The organism is Salinispora oceanensis, from assembly GCF_000383575.1.
Lineage (GTDB): Bacteria > Actinomycetota > Actinomycetes > Mycobacteriales > Micromonosporaceae > Micromonospora > Micromonospora oceanensis.
The window spans coordinates 345,012-361,252 of the sequence record NZ_KB911579.1 but is presented as its reverse complement, the minus strand read 5'-3'; the positions used below and the strand labels follow the sequence as shown (position 1 = coordinate 361,252).

At 68.3% G+C, this 16,241-nt stretch carries 16 protein-coding genes and 1 tRNA gene; 12 read left to right on the top strand and 5 right to left on the bottom strand.

The annotated features are described in order from the left end of the window. Positions 1-31: 31 nt before the first annotated feature. Genes SALPAC4_RS0101435 through SALPAC4_RS0101425 form a run of 3 tightly spaced genes read right to left on the bottom strand, consistent with a single transcriptional unit; the run spans position 32 to position 2,119 of the window. Positions 32-283: a helix-turn-helix transcriptional regulator gene (locus SALPAC4_RS0101435; protein ID WP_018730788.1), complete on the bottom strand. Its 252-nt coding sequence runs from the start codon at positions 281-283 to the stop codon at positions 32-34. A gap of 10 nt (positions 284-293) precedes the next feature. Continuing rightward, the gene (locus tag SALPAC4_RS0101430; RefSeq protein WP_019868848.1) at positions 294-1,145 is read right to left on the bottom strand and encodes an ABC transporter permease; all 852 of its coding nucleotides are present in this window, start codon (positions 1,143-1,145) and stop codon (positions 294-296) included. Next, positions 1,142-2,119, bottom strand: coding sequence for an ABC transporter ATP-binding protein (locus SALPAC4_RS0101425; RefSeq protein WP_027644868.1), 978 nt, complete (start codon positions 2,117-2,119; stop codon positions 1,142-1,144). The genes SALPAC4_RS0101430 and SALPAC4_RS0101425 overlap by 4 nt, the downstream gene beginning before the upstream one ends. 264 nt (positions 2,120-2,383) lie before the next feature. Between SALPAC4_RS0101425 and SALPAC4_RS0101420 the strand changes: the two genes are divergently transcribed. The 6 genes from SALPAC4_RS0101420 (at position 2,384) to SALPAC4_RS0101395 (ending at position 8,776) form a co-directional block, all read left to right on the top strand. Then, a complete protein-coding gene (locus SALPAC4_RS0101420) occupies positions 2,384-3,247 on the top strand; it encodes an esterase/lipase family protein (protein ID WP_019868846.1) in 864 nt (287 codons plus the stop codon). 371 nt (positions 3,248-3,618) lie between these two features. Then, complete coding sequence (pyk, locus tag SALPAC4_RS0101415) at positions 3,619-5,067, top strand: pyruvate kinase (protein ID WP_027644867.1); 1,449 nt, start codon at positions 3,619-3,621, stop codon at positions 5,065-5,067. Positions 5,068-5,119: 52 nt separating this feature from the next. After that, entirely contained in the window at positions 5,120-6,004 is an 885-nt protein-coding gene (locus SALPAC4_RS0101410) for an acyl-CoA thioesterase (RefSeq protein WP_027644866.1), read from the top strand. A gap of 416 nt (positions 6,005-6,420) precedes the next feature. Next, complete coding sequence (locus SALPAC4_RS0101405; protein WP_019869127.1) at positions 6,421-7,011, top strand: hypothetical protein; 591 nt, start codon at positions 6,421-6,423, stop codon at positions 7,009-7,011. A gap of 185 nt (positions 7,012-7,196) precedes the next feature. After that, complete coding sequence (locus SALPAC4_RS0101400; protein WP_018735199.1) at positions 7,197-7,667, top strand: RrF2 family transcriptional regulator; 471 nt, start codon at positions 7,197-7,199, stop codon at positions 7,665-7,667. A gap of 143 nt (positions 7,668-7,810) precedes the next feature. Continuing rightward, positions 7,811-8,776 carry a sulfite exporter TauE/SafE family protein gene (locus SALPAC4_RS0101395; RefSeq protein ID WP_027644768.1) on the top strand — a complete coding sequence of 322 codons (966 nt, stop codon included), beginning with the start codon at positions 7,811-7,813 and terminating at the stop codon, positions 8,774-8,776. A gap of 207 nt (positions 8,777-8,983) precedes the next feature. Here SALPAC4_RS0101395 and SALPAC4_RS0101390 read toward each other — a convergent pair whose 3' ends face one another. Further along, the gene (locus tag SALPAC4_RS0101390; protein ID WP_019868841.1) at positions 8,984-9,463 is read right to left on the bottom strand and encodes an Lrp/AsnC family transcriptional regulator; all 480 of its coding nucleotides are present in this window, start codon (positions 9,461-9,463) and stop codon (positions 8,984-8,986) included. A gap of 503 nt (positions 9,464-9,966) precedes the next feature. Then, positions 9,967-10,043, bottom strand: a tRNA-Leu gene (locus SALPAC4_RS0101385). A 99-nt stretch (positions 10,044-10,142) separates the two neighbouring features. Here SALPAC4_RS0101385 and SALPAC4_RS0101380 point away from each other — a divergent pair. From SALPAC4_RS0101380 to SALPAC4_RS0101355, 6 genes are all read left to right on the top strand, one after another. Continuing rightward, complete coding sequence (locus SALPAC4_RS0101380; protein WP_019868840.1) at positions 10,143-10,763, top strand: ANTAR domain-containing response regulator; 621 nt, start codon at positions 10,143-10,145, stop codon at positions 10,761-10,763. Positions 10,764-11,193: 430 nt separating this feature from the next. Beyond that, positions 11,194-12,342 carry a branched-chain amino acid ABC transporter substrate-binding protein gene (locus SALPAC4_RS0101375; protein ID WP_019868837.1) on the top strand — a complete coding sequence of 383 codons (1,149 nt, stop codon included), beginning with the start codon at positions 11,194-11,196 and terminating at the stop codon, positions 12,340-12,342. Between the two features lie 67 nt (positions 12,343-12,409). Then, positions 12,410-13,384: a branched-chain amino acid ABC transporter permease gene (locus tag SALPAC4_RS0101370; RefSeq protein ID WP_027644766.1), complete on the top strand. Its 975-nt coding sequence runs from the start codon at positions 12,410-12,412 to the stop codon at positions 13,382-13,384. Further along, entirely contained in the window at positions 13,381-14,553 is a 1,173-nt protein-coding gene (locus SALPAC4_RS0101365) for a branched-chain amino acid ABC transporter permease (protein WP_033664333.1), read from the top strand. The genes SALPAC4_RS0101370 and SALPAC4_RS0101365 overlap by 4 nt, the downstream gene beginning before the upstream one ends. Continuing rightward, positions 14,543-15,466 carry an ABC transporter ATP-binding protein gene (locus SALPAC4_RS0101360; RefSeq protein ID WP_018733318.1) on the top strand — a complete coding sequence of 308 codons (924 nt, stop codon included), beginning with the start codon at positions 14,543-14,545 and terminating at the stop codon, positions 15,464-15,466. Before SALPAC4_RS0101365 ends, SALPAC4_RS0101360 begins: the two co-directional genes overlap by 11 nt. After that, positions 15,456-16,166, top strand: a complete 711-nt coding sequence (locus SALPAC4_RS0101355; protein WP_018742760.1) for an ABC transporter ATP-binding protein — start codon at positions 15,456-15,458, stop codon at positions 16,164-16,166. The genes SALPAC4_RS0101360 and SALPAC4_RS0101355 overlap by 11 nt, the downstream gene beginning before the upstream one ends. Positions 16,167-16,241 lie beyond the last annotated feature (75 nt).

Genomic DNA, 16,241 nt, shown 5'->3' with positions numbered 1-16,241 from the left:
GACGCTGGCGGTGCTGGCCGCTGCCCCTGGTTCACGCTGAACGGCGGTTTCCTGCAGCGGCATCACCGATGCGGGGAAACGGTTCGATCGAGAAGACCACCTCGACCGGCACCTCGAAGTAGGCGGCGATCCGCAGCGCCAGGTGCAGGCTGGGCCGAAACTCCCCCCGCTCCAGGTAGCCGATCGTCTGGTAGTGCACTCCGAGCGCGTCGGCGAGTTGCCGTCGGGAGATGCCCCGTTCGGCGCGCAGCACCGCGATTCGGTTGTGCACGGTCTCGCTCATCAATGCCCTCTCATCCGACCCGCTGCATGGCCTGCTCCCGTCGGGCCGCGACCCGCGAGCCGGACTCCCGGCGGGCCATCCGTCGCAGCAGCACCGGCGCCAGCACGAGTCCGAGCACCGCCCACGCCCCGAGGACGGCAACCATCTCCAGATGGCGCCAGGATTCGCCGATCTCGACCGCCGCCAGGTCAGCCGGAAGCAGCGCGGAACGCATGCCCAAGCCTAGCCAGTAGAGCGGGAAGACCTGGGCGGTGCCCTGGAGCCAGTCGGGCAGGCCGGTGATCGGGTAGAAGATGCCGGAGACGCCGATGAGTCCCATCACCGGCAGCACTATCAGCCCCATGTTGCGCGGGTTCTCGATCAGGGAGCCGATCATCGCGCCCAGCGGGAGCGTCGCCACCAGCCCGAGCGGCACCACCCAGGCCAGAGTGAACCAGGCGCTGGGGTCGCCCAGCCGGAGCCCGTCGAGGAAGAACACCCCGGGGGTCAGTTGGATGGCCAGGCCGATCATCGCGACCGACGAGACCAGCACCAGCTTGCCGACCAGGTAGCCGAGCATCCCGTTCGGGATGGCCTTAGCCCGCAGCAGGGTGCCGTCCTCCCGGTCCACGACGAGGTTCTGGGCCAACCCGAGCAGCCCGCCGAAGAGTAGGCCCATGCCGAGCGCGCTGGGCAGTGTCCGCGCACCGAGGGAGAAGTCGGTGCCGGGTACGGTCGCCCCCCGCATGAAGAAGACGGCGACCAGCAGCACCGCCGTGGGGAAGAAGTAGTTCCACAGGTCCTGGCCGTTGGTGAAGGTGCTGCGCAACTCGATCACTCCGCGCTGCAGGCCGACCCGGAGTGCGGTGGTCTTCGGGTTCATCGGGTCTCCTCCTGCTCCTGCCACACCCGTTCGGCCCAGCCGGTACGGATTCCGGTCTCCTCCTCGTGCACCAGGGCCAGGTACGCGTCCTCTAGGTTGGCTCGGCGTACCTCCAGTTCCTGTACCTCGTCGCCGTGGTCACGGAGCAGGTCGCGTAGGAACCCGGTGGCGTCCATGGTGGCGTGTACGTGGCGTTGGCCGTCGCAGGTCCAGCGGATCTCCGCATCGGTGGTCAGCCGGCGGGAGAGCTGGTCCGGCGAGCCCCGGGCGATGATCCGGCCGTTGGCCAGGATGACGATCAGGTCGGCGAGCTTCTCCGCCTCGGCCAGGTCGTGGGTGGTCAGCAGGATGGTGGTGTGGTCCAGGTCGGCGAGGCGGTGCACGAGCTCGTGGAACTCGCGTCGGGCCGCTGGGTCGAGGCCGACCGTCGGCTCGTCCAGGAAGAGCAGCTCTGGCCGGCCCACGATGCCGACCGCCACGTCGAGCCGCCGCCGTTGCCCGCCGGAAAGCCGGGACACCCGAGCGCTGGCGTGTGCGGTCAGCCCGACGGCCGCCAGTAGGTCGTCCACCGGCCACGGGCGTTGGATCTGGTCGGTCGCGTACGGCGCGTAGTAGTCGCCGAGGTGGGAGAGGAGGTCCCGCACCCGCCACCGGCCGTGGTCACGCCAGGACTGGAGCACCACGCCGATCTGGGCACGCCACCGCTCGTCGCCGTGGGCGGGATCAACGCCGAGGACCCGGACCGAGCCGGCTGAGGGCAGCCGGAATCCCTCAAGGATCTCGATGGTGGTCGTCTTGCCGGCACCGTTCGGCCCGAGTAGTGCGATCACCTCGCCTCGCTGGGCGGTGAGGTCGATGCCGTTCAGCACGTCCACGGTGCCGTAGCGCATGCGTAGGTCTCGAACGTCGAGGACCAAATGGTCGTCGGGATTTCGGGGGGCCGCGACAGCCTCCGGCCGTTCGACTGTAGTCATACTCTGGAAGATAGCACATCTACTACAGACCTAGGTATAGAAACTCTCCCCGGGAAGGGCTGTGTCTTTGCCGTGGTGCGGTGGCTCCGCGGGCCACTTTCCCCTATGAGGCCTTTGTCTGGGTGGCCGGAGTGTGCCGTTGATGGAACAACAGGTTACCGGGAGGTAGCTAGGCATTGACGAATGAGAATTTCGGCCCGCATCATCGTTCGCACCGGTCGATCGGACTCGCACCGCACCCACCACCCTCACGGAGGTGCAGCCATGTTGCTTCGAAAGACCGCCATCGTGCTCGCGTTCGTGCTCGGCGCCACGCTCACCGTCCCCGGCGTCGCCGCCAGCGCAGCACCCGCCGTCCCGGAGGGCGCCGCCAGTGCGGCACCCGCCGGTGCTACGGCGGAGCAAACGTCCACCGACCCCGCCCCGGCGAGCAGTTCCGGTGCCGCCGCAGCCGGCCCGGCTGAGGTAGCCGACAACCCCGTGATCATCGTTGGTGGGTTGAGCGGCTTCGCCTTCGCGTATGGACCGCTCGCCGCGCGTCTGGACGCCGACGGCTTCCGTCCCTTTGTCTACGAACTGCCGGGGCTGGGCTTCGGCGACATCCCGACCTCGGCCCGCGCCTTCGCCGACTACGTTGACCAGGTTCGCGCCACCACCGGTGCGGCCCGGGTGGACTTGGTGGGGCACTCCGAGGGGGGCCTGGTGGCCCGCTACTACCTGAAGCGGCTCGGTGGCACCGGAGCAGTCGGCCGATACGTCAGCCTCGGCAGCCCGCAGTACGGGACGTACGTGGCCAACATCGTCGCCTTCCTCGGGCTCGGCAGCTGCGCCGGTGTCGTGGCCTGTCAGCAGATGACGATCGGCTCGGACTTCCTCGCCGATCTCAACGCCGGTGACGACACCCCCGGCTCGGTCAGCTACACCACGATCCGTACGTGGCAGGACGAGTTGGTACGGCCAGTGGGCAATGCCGCGCTGGCTGACGGGGCGAAAAACGTACTGATCCAGTCCCGGTGTCCGCTGCGGCTGGTCGGCCACCTCGGGCTGGCGCTGGACGGGACCACGTACACGGTGATCCGCCAGGCGCTGCGTGACGAGTCGATCCGCCCCAACTGCTGGGCCGTTTAGGGACCTTCCCGGTGGGGCGGTCGGCACGCCGACCGCCCCACCGGGCTGTGCCGGCTGGTCCGGTTTGTCTCCCCGGGCGCGGGCCGAGCTGCTTCGGCCCTCTCGAGGCGTGCGCTTCCCTGGTCGCAGCGGGGCGGGGCACGGGAAAACCAGCGACCGAGTGGAATGTCTCTGTGCTGTTCACCCATGCCTCTCTGCCGGGCTGACCGCGGGCGGTACGATCTCGGGGCGCGCGGTCGCCGACGCCCGCCCCCCCACGACGTTCCCGGCGGTTATCCACTGCCGGCCGTGCAGCCGCGCAACGTCGGAGAACGTGTTCGCATTGCGACAGGGGTCGGCCCGCGGACCGGCCCGGAGGAGAGATTAGCCTGATGGGCGTGACACGCCGCGCAAAGATCGTTTGCACACTTGGCCCCGCTGTCTCCTCGCCGGAGCGCATTCGTGGCCTTGTTGAGGCCGGAATGGATGTGGCGAGGCTCAACTTCAGCCACGGCAGCCACGCCGATCACGAGGCGGTTTGCCGGCTGGTTCGGGAGGCGGCCGAGGCGGCGGGGAGGCCGGTCGCGGTTCTCGCCGATCTCCAGGGTCCCAAGATCCGGCTCGGTCGGTTCGCCGACGGCCCGCACGAGTGGCGTACCGGTGACTCGGTGGTGATCACCAGTGATGACATTCTTGGGACCCGGGACCGGGTCGCCTGCACCTACCGGAAACTTCCCGAGGAGGTAAAGCCCGGCGACCGGCTGCTGATTGACGACGGCCGGGTCGCGGTCGAGGTCACCGACGTCACCGGCAACGACATCCGTTGCCTGGTCACCGAGGGCGGACCGGTCTCCAACAACAAGGGTGTGTCGCTGCCAAACGTGGCGGTCAGCGTCCCCGCGCTCTCGGAGAAAGACACCGAGGACCTGCGGTTCGCCCTCGGCCTCGGTGCCGACCTGGTGGCGCTCTCCTTCGTCCGCTCCGCCGACGACATCAAGCTGGTCCACGCCATCATGGCCGAGGAGGGTGTGCACCGGCCGGTACTGGCCAAGGTGGAGAAGCCGGAGGCGGTGGATCAGCTCGGGGCGATCGTCCTGGCCTTCGACGGGATCATGGTGGCCCGTGGTGACCTCGGTGTGGAGATGCCGCTGGACCAGGTGCCCCTGGTTCAGAAGCGCGCAGTGCAGCTCTGCCGGGAGAACGCCAAGCCGGTCATCGTCGCCACCCAGATGCTCGACTCCATGATCGAGAACTCCCGGCCCACCCGTGCCGAGGCCTCCGACGTGGCCAACGCCGTGCTCGATGGCGCGGACGCGGTGATGCTCTCCGGCGAGACCAGCGTCGGGAAGTACCCGGTGCTCACCGTCAGCACCATGGCAAAGATCGTGGCGACGACGGAGGCGGGCTCGATCGGGGTGCCGCGGCTCCAGCACGATCCGCGTACCCACGGCGGCGCGCTCACCATCGCCGCATCGTCGATCGCCCGGGCGATCGACGCCAAGGCTCTGGTGGCGTTCTCGCAGACCGGCGACACCGTCCGGCGGCTCTCCCGGCTGCACTGCGACCTGCCGCTGCTCGCGTTCACTCCGGTGCCGGAGGTGCGCAACCAACTCGCCCTCTCCTGGGGGGTGCAGACGTTCCTGATGCCCTTCGTCGAGCACACCGACGCCATGTTTCGGCAGGTCGACGAGGCGCTGCTCGGCCTCGGTCGGGCCAACCCCGGCGACTACGTCGTGATCGTCGCCGGTAGCCCGCCCGGAACCCCCGGCTCGACCAACACCCTGCGCGTGCACCAACTCGGGTCGCTGGTCGACCTCGCTGCGGCCCGGGCGCTCCAGTGAGCGTTCGGAGCGAGCCGAGCTCGCGATCCCCGTGGTCGCGACTGGAGGTCCGGTGAGCGAGTCCGGCGCGGTGGTCGGTCAGGCCGCGGTCGATCAACTGCTGGAGGTGCTGGACCTCAGCCCGACCGGCGAGCGAGCCTTCCGGGGGATGAGCCCGCAGGTCGGCCCGCAGCGGGTCTACGGGGGGCAGGTCGCCGGTCAGGCGCTGGTCGCCGCCGGGCGGACGGTCGATCCGGAGCGTTCCGTGCACTCCCTGCACGGCTACTTCGTGCGACCCGGGGATCCGAGTGAGCCCATCGACTATCAGGTCGAGTGCGTCCGTGACGGTCGTTCCTTCTCCGTCCGCCGGTCAGTGGCGCTGCAGCACGACAAACCGATCTTCTTCATGTCGGCGTCCTTCCAGCGTCAGGAGGAGGGGCTGGACCACCACGCGCCCGCCCCGCCGGACGTGCCCGGCCCGGACGAGGTACCGACGATGAGCGACCGGCTCGCCCGCTACCCGGAACGGCTGGGCATCTGGGCGCTGATCCCCCGGCCGATCGATGTCCGCTATGTCGGCGAGCCCGGCTGGGTGCGCCCTGGCGACCGTCCGGCGGAGCCGAACCAGCGGGTGTGGATGCGGATCGACGGCAAACTCCCGGATGATCCGCTGCTGCACGCCTGCGCTCTGACGTACGCCTCTGACCTCACCCTGCTGGACTCGGTGCTTTCGGTGCACGGAGAGGTGTGGGGGCCCGGCGGGGTGGTGGGCGCAAGTCTCGATCACGCCCTCTGGTTCCATCGGTCGTTCCGCGCCGACGAGTGGTTCCTCTACGACTGCTGGAGCCCGTCGGCGTCCGGAGCGCGCGGGTTGGCGACCGGTCGGATGTTCACCCGGGACGGCCGGCAGATCGCCAGCTCGGTGCAGGAGGGCTTGCTGCGTAAGGTCGGCGCCTGACTCACTCGTTCTTGGGGAGGGCCGGCCCTTTCAGCCGATTCATCGCTGAAAAGGCCGGCCCCAACCGTCCACGACGAATGCGTCAGCTGACGGTTTGATGCCGGTTTGGGGTGTGGCCGGGGTCACGGTGGTGGTGGAATCCCGGCGGGCGTGGGGGCGTTACACCCTGCGTACGACCGAGCAGGTGCCCCGCCGGTGGCGGATGCCTCCCGGGGGTGAGCCCCCGGGAATGCTGGTGGCCGGCCGGTCGTTACATCTGGACCCGGCGCCGTGCGTGTGCCTGTGAGCCCCGCGGCCGCCGAGGATCTTCTCTTCCCGCTACTTTTGAGCGCCGGACGGTGCTTGCACCCTGTTGCCGCCTGACCCCCTTTCGGGCGTGCGTATGTGGGTGTCGATCCCCGAATGGAGCAACCCCCATGATGAACACGATTCTGCGTCGTAGTGTGCTTGGTTTCGCTGGTCTGGCCCTGTCCACCGGTGTCGTCGCCGGCCCCCTGGACACCCTCACCGACACCACCACCCCCGCCGCCGCTGCCGCTGGCGTGGTGCAGGCGGACAAGCCGGACAGCGGCACGCTGATCCCGCACGGCACCCAGGGCACGCAGTCGCGCATCGACCTGGGCGACGAGCAGACCGGCAACGTGAAGGCCATCATCGAGGCCACCAAGAAGGCCGGCATGGACGAGCGCGCCGCCGTGGTGGCGATCGCCACCAGCCTGCAGGAGTCGAAGCTGGAGAACCTGGGACACCTGGGTGAGCGCAACGACCACGACTCGCAGGGCCTGTTCCAGCAGCGCCCATCCTCTGGTTGGGGCAGCGTGGAGCAGATCACCGACCCCGCCTACTCCACCACCGCCTTCCTCAAGGGCCTCAAGCAGGTCGAGGGCTGGCAGGAACTGCCGTTGACCGAAGCCGCGCAGAAGGTGCAGGTGTCGGCGTTCCCGTTCCACTACGCCCAGTGGGAGACCCAGGCCGCCGACCTCGTCGCCGAGCACTGGACCAGCTGACCCACCACCCGCAACCACCCCCGCCCACAGACCTAACCCAGCCAAGGGGGAAAGAAACTGTTGGCCGGCACCCGAACCAGGGTGCCGGCCAACAGTCACCTCTGGACGTTCCGAGGCAAGGCTTCCGGCTCGATGGGCCGAGGGATGCTCGGTCGTTGGCAACCAAGCCGGCTAGCCTGTCTGCCATGCGTCTCTCCGCCCGGGTTGACTATGCCCTCCGCGCGGTCGCCGAACTTGCCTCGGTGACCGGCGGTGCCTCGACCGGTCGAGGGCGATTCGTGACAGCCGACCAGATCGCCCGAGCCCAGGAAATCCCGCCGAAGTTCCTGGAGAGCATCCTGTTGCAGCTGCGTCGCGGCGGTGTGGTGCGGGCTCAGCGGGGCCCGGAAGGGGGCTACTGGCTGGCACGGCCGGCGGCCGAGATCTCCCTCGCCGAGGTGATTCGGGTGATCGACGGTCCGCTGGCCCATGTCCGTGGGCAGCGCCCGGAGCAGCTCGGTTACCACGGTGCCGCGCGGGCCCTGCAGGATGTGTGGATCGCCCTGCGGGCAAGCGAACGCCAGATCCTTGAGCTGGTCACCGTGGCGGATGTCGCCGACGGTGCCCTTCCGGCGCGGGTTACCGAGCTGGTCGCCGACCCGCGCGCGTGGACCTGAGCCGCGCCCGACCTGAGCCACGCCCGACCTCAGCCACGCCCGACCTGAGCCGAAACTCGCCCTTGAACATGGTTGACCCAGGCCCCACTCATCCCGCATTGTCGACCAAGTCGATAGGAGATATCCGAAACTAGGGAGGCGTGGTGCGTAAGCTGCTGGTCCTCGCACTCGTCGGGTTGGCCGCGCAGCTCGTTGACGGCGCCCTCGGTATGGCTTACGGGTTGACCTCCTCGACGCTGCTCCTGCTCGCCGGTGTCGCGCCGGCCGCGGCCTCGGCTTCGGTGCACCTTGCCGAGGTGGGCACCACGCTCGCGGCGGGTGTGGCGCACTGGCGGTTCGGCAACGTCGACTGGCGTGTCGTTGGGCGTATCGCCGTGCCCGGTGCCCTCGGCGCGTTTGCCGGAGCGACCTTCCTCTCCGCTCTCTCCACCGCTGCCGCCGCGCCCTGGATGGCGGCGATTTTGTTCACCCTCGGCGCGTACCTGTTGGTGCGCTTCGCCCGACCGCTGCGCACCGAACGACGGGCCGGTCGACTGCGCGGCCGCTTCCTCGGTCCCCTGGGGCTGGTCGCCGGCTTCGTCGACGCGACCGGCGGCGGGGGGTGGGGGCCGGTGGCGACCCCCGCGCTGCTGGTCACTGGACGACTGGAACCCCGCAGGGTGATCGGGTCGGTGGATACCGCCGAGTTCCTCGTCGCCGGTGCGGCCAGCGCCGGCTTCCTGATCGGGCTCGGCTCCGAGGGCTTTTTGCTGCCGATGGTGCTCGCGCTACTGGCCGGTGGTCTGATTGCGGCGCCGGTGGCCGCCTGGCTGGTGCGCCTTGTCCCAGCCCAACTGCTCGGCGCGGTGGTCGGCGGGGTGATCGTGCTGACCAACGCTCGTACGTTGATGCACGCTTTCGATCTCGGTGGGGGCGTGCGGCCCGTGGGGTATGCCCTGCTGGCGTTCGCCTGGGGTGTCGCGTTCGCGTTCGCGCTCCGGGCCTTGCTCCGCGCCCGGCGAGCCCGGACGGTCGTCGCCGGTGTCCGCGGTGCCATGCCGACCCGGGGTGAGCGTGCCACCGAACCGTCCCGGGAGGAGGCGGTGGCCGATTCTGGGTTGGTTCGCTAGCGTTCGTCGGCGCGAGCGTGAGGCACCGGACCGGCTTCGCGGAATCCGTCGACCCCGGCCCGGTGCGCCACAACCTGGCAGCTCCCGACCCGTCCCGACCGGGAGTGCCAACCACCACCGGAACCAAAACTAGGCGCGGTCCGCGTCTCAGGCGTGACGCGGACGTGAAGATCCTGTTTCAGGGCGTCACCGAGACTGTGATCCGTCTTACCCCAGGCCCCGGGCCTGCTCGAAGATCAGGCTGGTCTGGGTGTGCTGCACTGCCGGATCGACTGCCAAGTGGTCGAGTACGAAGTCCCGCAGTGCGTCCGCCGAGGCTGCCCGGACGTGCAGCACGTAGTCGTCCGCACCGGCCACGTGGAACACCGCCACCATCCCCGGTAGGCGTACTGATCGGGCGCGGAAGGCGTCCACCACGGTCCGCTCGTGGGCGGAGAGTCGTACTGAGATCAGCGCCTGTAACGGCAGGCCCATGGCCGCCGGATCCACCTCGGCGTGGAAGCCGCGGATCGCCCCGCATCCGCGTAGCGCCCTGGTTCGTGCGAGGCAGGTTGACGGCGCCACCCCCACTCGCTCGGCGAGGGCGTTGTTCGGGAGGCGGCCGTCTGCGACCAGCTCCGCCAGGATCGCGCGGTCAGTGTCATCGAGGCTCGCATAGGGCTGGACCGGATTCGGGGAAGAGGACATGGCGGCATCCTCCCTCGAATTTTAGTGAGTTTCAACGTGGCGACATTGCATCCGATTCGGAGGAAGGGCTGCTTTATAGTCAAATATTCAAAAGTTCTCGTTGTGATGGCCTCCGGGTGCCGAAGCCGAACGGATCGGCAGAGACGACTCCGCCGGCCATCAAGGGGCCTTCGAGTAGCCCTTCCGAGCCCGCACGGTGCCCCTTCGAGCCCGCACGGTGCCCCTTCGAGGTCACACGGTGCCCCTTCGAGCCGGTGCGACGGCCCAGCCGCCCGCCCGGTGGCGGAGATGCTGAAGCGGCGACGGTTGTGGTGGTCGGGGTGCCGGGCGAGCGGCACGCCCGTCGGTGGGACTGGTGCGGCGGCCGGTCGCCGGCCGAGGGCCCTTCGCCCTGCTACGGAGCGGGCGGACCGGGCGGCCGTCGCTGTGCTCCCCGCTTGGGGGCCGTGGCCCGCAGCGTTACGTCGCTTCGCGATGTGCCGACCGCCGCCCGCGCGACGGTTTGGTGTCCCCGGTGGGATTCGAACCCACACTGTCGGAGGTTTGAGCTCCGTTTCTCTACCGGTTGGAATACGGGGACAGTGCTGCCGACAGCCTCGGTGTCGGCCTATAGAGTACCCACTAGGCTAAGGGGCGCGGCACCCGGTCGGGTGTCGGTACGGACTGGTGGGAGTTGCTCGTGGCCGAGACGCAGACGGACGTTGAGCGCAGGCGAGTACTGATCGCCGAGGACGAGGCGCTCATCCGGCTGGATCTCGCCGAGATGCTCGTTGAGGAAGGTTACGAGGTCGTCGGAGAAGCCGGTGACGGTGAGACGGCCGTTCGGCTCGCCAACGAGTTGAAGCCGGACCTGGTCATCCTCGACATCAAGATGCCCATCATGGACGGGCTGGCCGCTGCCGAGCGGATTGCTGGCGAGCGGATCGCTCCGGTCATCATCCTGACCGCCTTCAGCCAGCGGGACCTGGTGGAGCGGGCACGGGCGGCCGGCGCGATGGCGTACCTGGTCAAGCCCTTCCAGAAGAGCGACCTGGTCCCAGCGGTAGAGATCGCGTTGTCGCGCTACTCGGAGGTCGCCGCCCTGGAGGCGGAGGTTGCTGGCCTCACCGACCGGTTGGAGATCCGCAAGATCATCGAGCGGGCCAAGGGTGCGCTGATGACCACGTACGGGATGACCGAACCACAAGCCTTCAAGTGGATCCAGCGCACCGCGATGGACCATCGGATGACCATGAAAGAGGTCGCCGAGCGGATCCTCCAGGAGACCGCCGGGGGCGAGGTGCCCCGTCCGGCCCAGTAGGTCCGGTCCCGCTTCCGCTTCTCTCCCGAGGGTCGCTGCGGCCAGGGTTGGCGCCGCCGGGGCCTCGGTACGTTCGGGGTGCACCCCGGCGTGACCCGACGCCAAAGTTGATCTTTCTCGCCGCCGGAATCGATGGCCGCCGGCGTTGCTGGCGGTGGCCGGCTGCGCTGGTCATCGCCGGTGCGCTCGCGGCCTCGGGCCAGCTGTGAAGGATGTTACGGGTTCGGGTCGTATCGGCGTTTGTATTCGTAACGGTTTGACAAGCGTGGCTTCGAGGCCTTCCGGGACCGTCTATCGACCCAGTACGCTCCGCCATCACGAGCCGTAGCAGGTGTGCGGGCTCACATCGAGGTGGGGAGGCTGCCGTACTGGTGCGGTTGCCTGCCTCGGGGTGTGCTCGGGCTCCTGCAACTGGAGGAGGTCTATAGCCGTGAGGCGTAAGTACGTACGGGCGCTCGGCGCCATTGGGTTGTCGGCGGCCCTCATCGGCGCTGCGGGCTGTCAGGCGGAGGAGGAGAACGCCGGCGGCAGCAGTGACTGCGGTGGCAAGATCGCCATCTTCGGTGCCTTCAGCGGCCCGAACTCGGGTCTGGTGATTCCGTCGCGCGACGGCGCCCTGCTTGCGGTGAAGCAGCACAACGAGGCGAACCCGGACTGCAAGGTGGAGTTGCAGGAGTTCGACACCCAGGGCGATCCGACCCAGGCCACGCCGGTCGCGAACCAGGTCACCGGCGACGAGTCCTTCCTGGGCGTCATCGGTGGCGCGTTCTCCGGTGAGAGCAAGGCGACGATGGCGGTCTACGAGGCGGCCGAGATGGTGATGATCAGCCCTTCGGCGACCGCGATCGAGTTGACCGCGGGCGGCAACAAGGTGTTCCACCGGGTGGTCGGTAACGACGCCGTCCAGGGGGCCGCCGCCGCCGTCTACCTTCGGGACGTCGCGCAGGCCAAGAAGGTCTTCGTGATCAATGACGGCACCACCTACGGCGCCGGCATCGCCGACGAGCTGACCAAGTCCCTCGGTGCGCTGGCGGGCGGCACCGACCAGGTGCAGGAGAAGCAGGTCAACTTCGCCGCCACCATTTCGAAGATCAAGGCTGCCGCGCCGGACGCGATCGCCTACGGCGGCTACACGAACGAGGCGGCTCCGCTGGTGAAGCAGTTGCGGGAGGCCGGTATCACGACGCCTTTCCTCGGCTTCGACGGTCTCTATGACCCGTCCTTCCCGAAGGGCGCCGGCGCCAGCGCCGAGGGTGTGATCGTGACCTGCCCGTGCCTGCCGCCGGACAAGGCCGGTGGCACCTTCGCGGCTGACTTCGAGGCGGAGTACGGCGGGCCTCCGGGTTCCTACGGTGCCGAGGGTTTCGACGCCGCGAACGTCCTGATCGAGGGCCTGGCCGAGGGCAACACCACGCGTGCGGATCTGCTGGCGTGGGTCGACTCCTACGACAAGGAGGGAGTCTCGAAGTCCCTCAAGTTCGCCGACAGCGGTGACGTGGACGAGTCCCGGGTGGTGATCTGGGCCTACGAGATCAAGGATGGTGAGATCACGGCCCAGCAGGAGATCAAGCTCAGCTGAGCCAGGATGACCCTTACGCGGCCGGGGTTTTCCCCGGCCGCGTAACGGTGCCAAAGGGGAGAAACCCGTGAATTTCGATGCCTTATTCGGCGACCTAGCCCAGCACACTGTTGATGGCTTGTCCAAGGGGGCGATCTATGCCCTCGTCGCCTTGGGGTACACGCTCGTCTATGGTGTGCTCCGTCTGATCAACTTCGCGCACTCTGAGATCTTCATGGTGGGTACCTTCGCGATCCTCGGTACCTGGTCGCTGCTCGGGGTGGCCGACAACCCGCCGATCGGGATGGCGATCGTCTACCTGCTCATCGGTCTGGTGGTCGGTGCGCTGGCCTCGGGTGCCACCGCGCTCACCGTCGAACGGGTCGCCTACCGGCGACTACGCCGGATGAACGCGCCGCCGCTGATCTTCCTGATCACCGCCATCGGGCTCTCGCTCGTCCTGGTGGAGATCTTTGCGCTGTGGATGGCGGGGTTCTTCTCGGGACGCGGATTCACCGAGAACCGGCTCGTGATCGGGATTCCGCCGCTGCTGAAGCAGGAGACAGTGCTCTCGGTGGCGGGCGCGGACATCACCAACGTACAGATCATCATGGTGGCTTCCGCCCTCGTGATGCTCTACGGGTTGGACCAGTTCATCAACCGGACGCGGTACGGCCGCGGCGTGCGGGCCGTGGCACAGAGCCCAGACACCGCCGCCCTGATGGGGGTGCACCAGGACCGAGTGATCATGCTGGTCTTCGTCCTGGGTGGTCTGATGGCGGGCGCCGCGGCCCTGTTGTGGAACATGCGGTACGGGATCACCAAGTTCGACATCGGCTTCGTGGTCGGGCTGAAGGCGTTCACCGCGGCGGTGCTCGGTGGTATCGGTAACCTCCGCGGCGCGCTGCTCGGTGGCCTACTACTCGGGGTCATCGAGGTGTACGCGGCGACGTTGACCCGATCCACCTGGGAGGATGTGGCCGCCTTCGTGGTGCTCGTGGTGGTGCTGATCTTCCGCCCGACCGGCCTGCTCGGTGAGTCTCTCGGAAAGGCGAGGGCATGACAGAGGCACTACGACAATTCAACGAGCGGCGCCGACACGTTCTGGGGGGTATGGGTGACCGGTGGCGGGCGCTACCCCGTTGGCAGCGTTGGCTGACCCTGCTCGCGGGCGTTGCCTTCCTCTACTACCTGCCGTTCCTCGGCGACATCCCGGGGACGAACCTGATCATCCCGGGGCTGGACTGGTTCCGGACCGACTCCATCGACGGCGGCGCCAACTGGGCTGGGGTGCTCTTCGTCTGCGCCCTGTACGTCCTGGTGGCTATCGGGCTCAACGTCGTGATCGGGCTGGCTGGTCTGCTCGACCTCGGCTACGTCGGCTTCTACGCGGTGGGCGCCTACAGCGTGGCGCTGTTCGGGTCGGCCGACTCGCCGGTTGTGGGCGCGTTGCAGGATCAGTTCGGCCTCTCCTCGGACTGGGCGATCGCGTGGGCGATCTGTATCCCGATCGCGTTGGCCTTCTCGTTGGTCGCGGGCGTCCTGCTCGGCTGGCCGACGCTGCGGCTGCGGGGTGACTACCTGGCCATCGTGACGCTGGGCTTCGGCGAGATCATTCGGATCGTCGCGAAGAACTCGGGGTGGGCCGGCGAGGCGCAGGGCGTGCCCGGCATTCCCGGTCCGGAAGGTCCGCCGTCGCCCGACAACAAGGTCTTCGGACTACTCGACATCAAGCCCTGGTACTGGCTGGCGTTGAGCGTGGTGCTGCTGATGGTCCTGCTGGTCCGGCGGCTGGAGCACAGCCGGGTGGGGCGGTCGTGGCTGGCCATCCGGGAGGACGAGGACGCCGCCGCGGTGATGGGCGTCTACCCGTTCAAGTTCAAGCTCTGGGCGTTCGCCATCGGTGCCGCCCTGGGCGGCTTCTCCGGTCTGCTCTTCGCCAGCCGGTCGGCCTTCATTCAGCCCGAGACCTTCAACGTCCAGCTCTCCATTCTGTTCGTCGCGATGGTGGTGGTCGGTGGCTCCGGCAACATGGCGGGAGTGGCGGTCGGCGCCTTCCTGCTCGCGTACCTGCCGGAGCGGTTCCGCGACTTCTCGGAGTACCGGGTCCTCGCCTTCGGCCTAGCATTGGTGCTCATCATGCTGCTGCGCCCGCAGGGTCTGTTGCCGAGTCGGCGACGAACGCGCGAGCTGCAGGACAGGGCGAAGGAGGCTCCGGTAAATGTTGCCTAAGCAGAAGACATCACCCGAGGACGCTGCCAAGCCCGAGGTGCTGCTTGAGGTGGCCGGGGTCACGCTCCGCTTTGGCGGCGTGGTGGCGCTGGACAATCTGAGTTTCAACCTCTACAAGGGCGAGATCCTCGGGCTCATCGGTCCGAACGGGGCCGGCAAGACCACCTGCTTCAACGCGATGACCGGTGTCTACCGGCCGACCTCCGGCGCGGTTCGGTTCGACGGACAGCAGGTCAGCGGACGGAAGCCGCACCGGATCAACCAGCTGGGAATCGCCCGGACGTTCCAGAACATCCGGCTCTTCCCGGAGATGACCGCGCTGGAGAACGTGCTGGTGGGTGCGGACTCCCAGCACCGCACCAGTGTGGTTGGTGCGTTGTTCCGGCTGTACCGGGTCAAGCCGAAGCCGGAGGAGTTGCCCACGGTCGATTCGACCAATGCGCTGGTGCGGTTCTGGCAGCAGGTTCGGCGCTCCTCGGCTCAGGTGTTCGGCATCTCGCGGCATACGCTCGAGGAGCGTGCCGGCGAGCGTAAGGCGTACGAACTGCTGCGCTTCGTCGGCATTGACGACCGCGCCAACGACCTGGCTCGTAACCTTCCGTACGGTTACCAACGTCGGTTGGAGATCGCGCGGGCGCTGGCCACCGAGCCGAAGTTACTCTGCCTGGACGAGCCGGCCGCCGGCTTCAACCCGGCGGAGAAGGAGGAACTCCTCGAGCTGATCCGCAAGATCCGGGATCGCGGTTTCACGGTGCTGCTCATCGAGCACGACATGCGCCTCGTCATGGGGGTCACCGACCGGATCGTGGTGCTGGAGTTCGGAAAGAAGATCGCTGAGGGGGCGCCCGCCGAGGTGCGGGACGACCCGAAGGTGATCGCGGCGTACCTGGGGGAGCCCGCAGATGCTGCTTGAGATTGACGATCTGACCCTCCGGTACGGCCGGATCGAGGCGCTGCACGGGATCAGCCTGCACGTGAACGAGGGCGAGGTGGTAGCCCTCATCGGCGCGAACGGCGCGGGTAAGACCACCACCATGCGGGCGATCTCCGGACTCCGGCCGGTGAGCCGGGGAGCGATCCGGTTCAACGGGGAGGACATCACCAACCTCCGAGCCGACCTGCGGGTACGGCGGGGCATCTGCCAGTCGCCCGAGGGGCGGGGCATCTTCCCGGGGATGACGGTCCTGGACAACCTCGACATGGGGGCGTACACCCGTCGGGACAGTGCGGGGATCGCCGCCGACCTGAAGCGGGTGTTCGAGCTGTTTCCGCGGCTGGCGGAGCGGCGTCGTCAGCTGGGGGGAACGCTCTCCGGTGGCGAACAGCAGATGCTCGCGGTTGGGCGGGCGTTGATGGCTCGGCCGAAGCTGCTGCTGTTGGATGAGCCGTCGATGGGGCTCGCCCCGATGATCATTCAACAGATCTTCGACATCATCGTGGAGATCAACCAGCAGGGCACCACGGTCCTCCTGGTGGAGCAGAACGCCCAGCAGGCGCTCTCCCGGGCACACCGGGGGTACGTGTTGGAGACCGGCCGGATCGTCAAGGAGGGATCCGGCCAGGACCTGCTGCACGACCCATCGGTCAAGGAGGCGTACCTGGGCGTCGCCTGACCGGCGGCACTGCCCACGCGGCCGGTCGTCCCGCCCCAGGACGACCGGCCGCCGCTCGCCGCGCCGGGTACGGCT

Coding starts and splice junctions, on each gene's coding strand:
- SALPAC4_RS0101405 (WP_019869127.1), top strand. CDS start 6,421: ATGATGAACACGATTCTGCGTCGTAGTGTGCTTGGTTTCGCTGGTCTG.
- SALPAC4_RS0101430 (WP_019868848.1), bottom strand. CDS start 1,145: ATGAACCCGAAGACCACCGCACTCCGGGTCGGCCTGCAGCGCGGAGTG.
- SALPAC4_RS0101365 (WP_033664333.1), top strand. CDS start 13,381: ATGACAGAGGCACTACGACAATTCAACGAGCGGCGCCGACACGTTCTG.
- SALPAC4_RS0101425 (WP_027644868.1), bottom strand. CDS start 2,119: ATGACTACAGTCGAACGGCCGGAGGCTGTCGCGGCCCCCCGAAATCCC.
- SALPAC4_RS0101420 (WP_019868846.1), top strand. CDS start 2,384: ATGTTGCTTCGAAAGACCGCCATCGTGCTCGCGTTCGTGCTCGGCGCC.
- SALPAC4_RS0101390 (WP_019868841.1), bottom strand. CDS start 9,463: ATGTCCTCTTCCCCGAATCCGGTCCAGCCCTATGCGAGCCTCGATGAC.
- SALPAC4_RS0101355 (WP_018742760.1), top strand. CDS start 15,456: ATGCTGCTTGAGATTGACGATCTGACCCTCCGGTACGGCCGGATCGAG.
- SALPAC4_RS0101360 (WP_018733318.1), top strand. CDS start 14,543: ATGTTGCCTAAGCAGAAGACATCACCCGAGGACGCTGCCAAGCCCGAG.
- SALPAC4_RS0101400 (WP_018735199.1), top strand. CDS start 7,197: ATGCGTCTCTCCGCCCGGGTTGACTATGCCCTCCGCGCGGTCGCCGAA.
- pyk (WP_027644867.1), top strand. CDS start 3,619: ATGGGCGTGACACGCCGCGCAAAGATCGTTTGCACACTTGGCCCCGCT.
- SALPAC4_RS0101435 (WP_018730788.1), bottom strand. CDS start 283: ATGAGCGAGACCGTGCACAACCGAATCGCGGTGCTGCGCGCCGAACGG.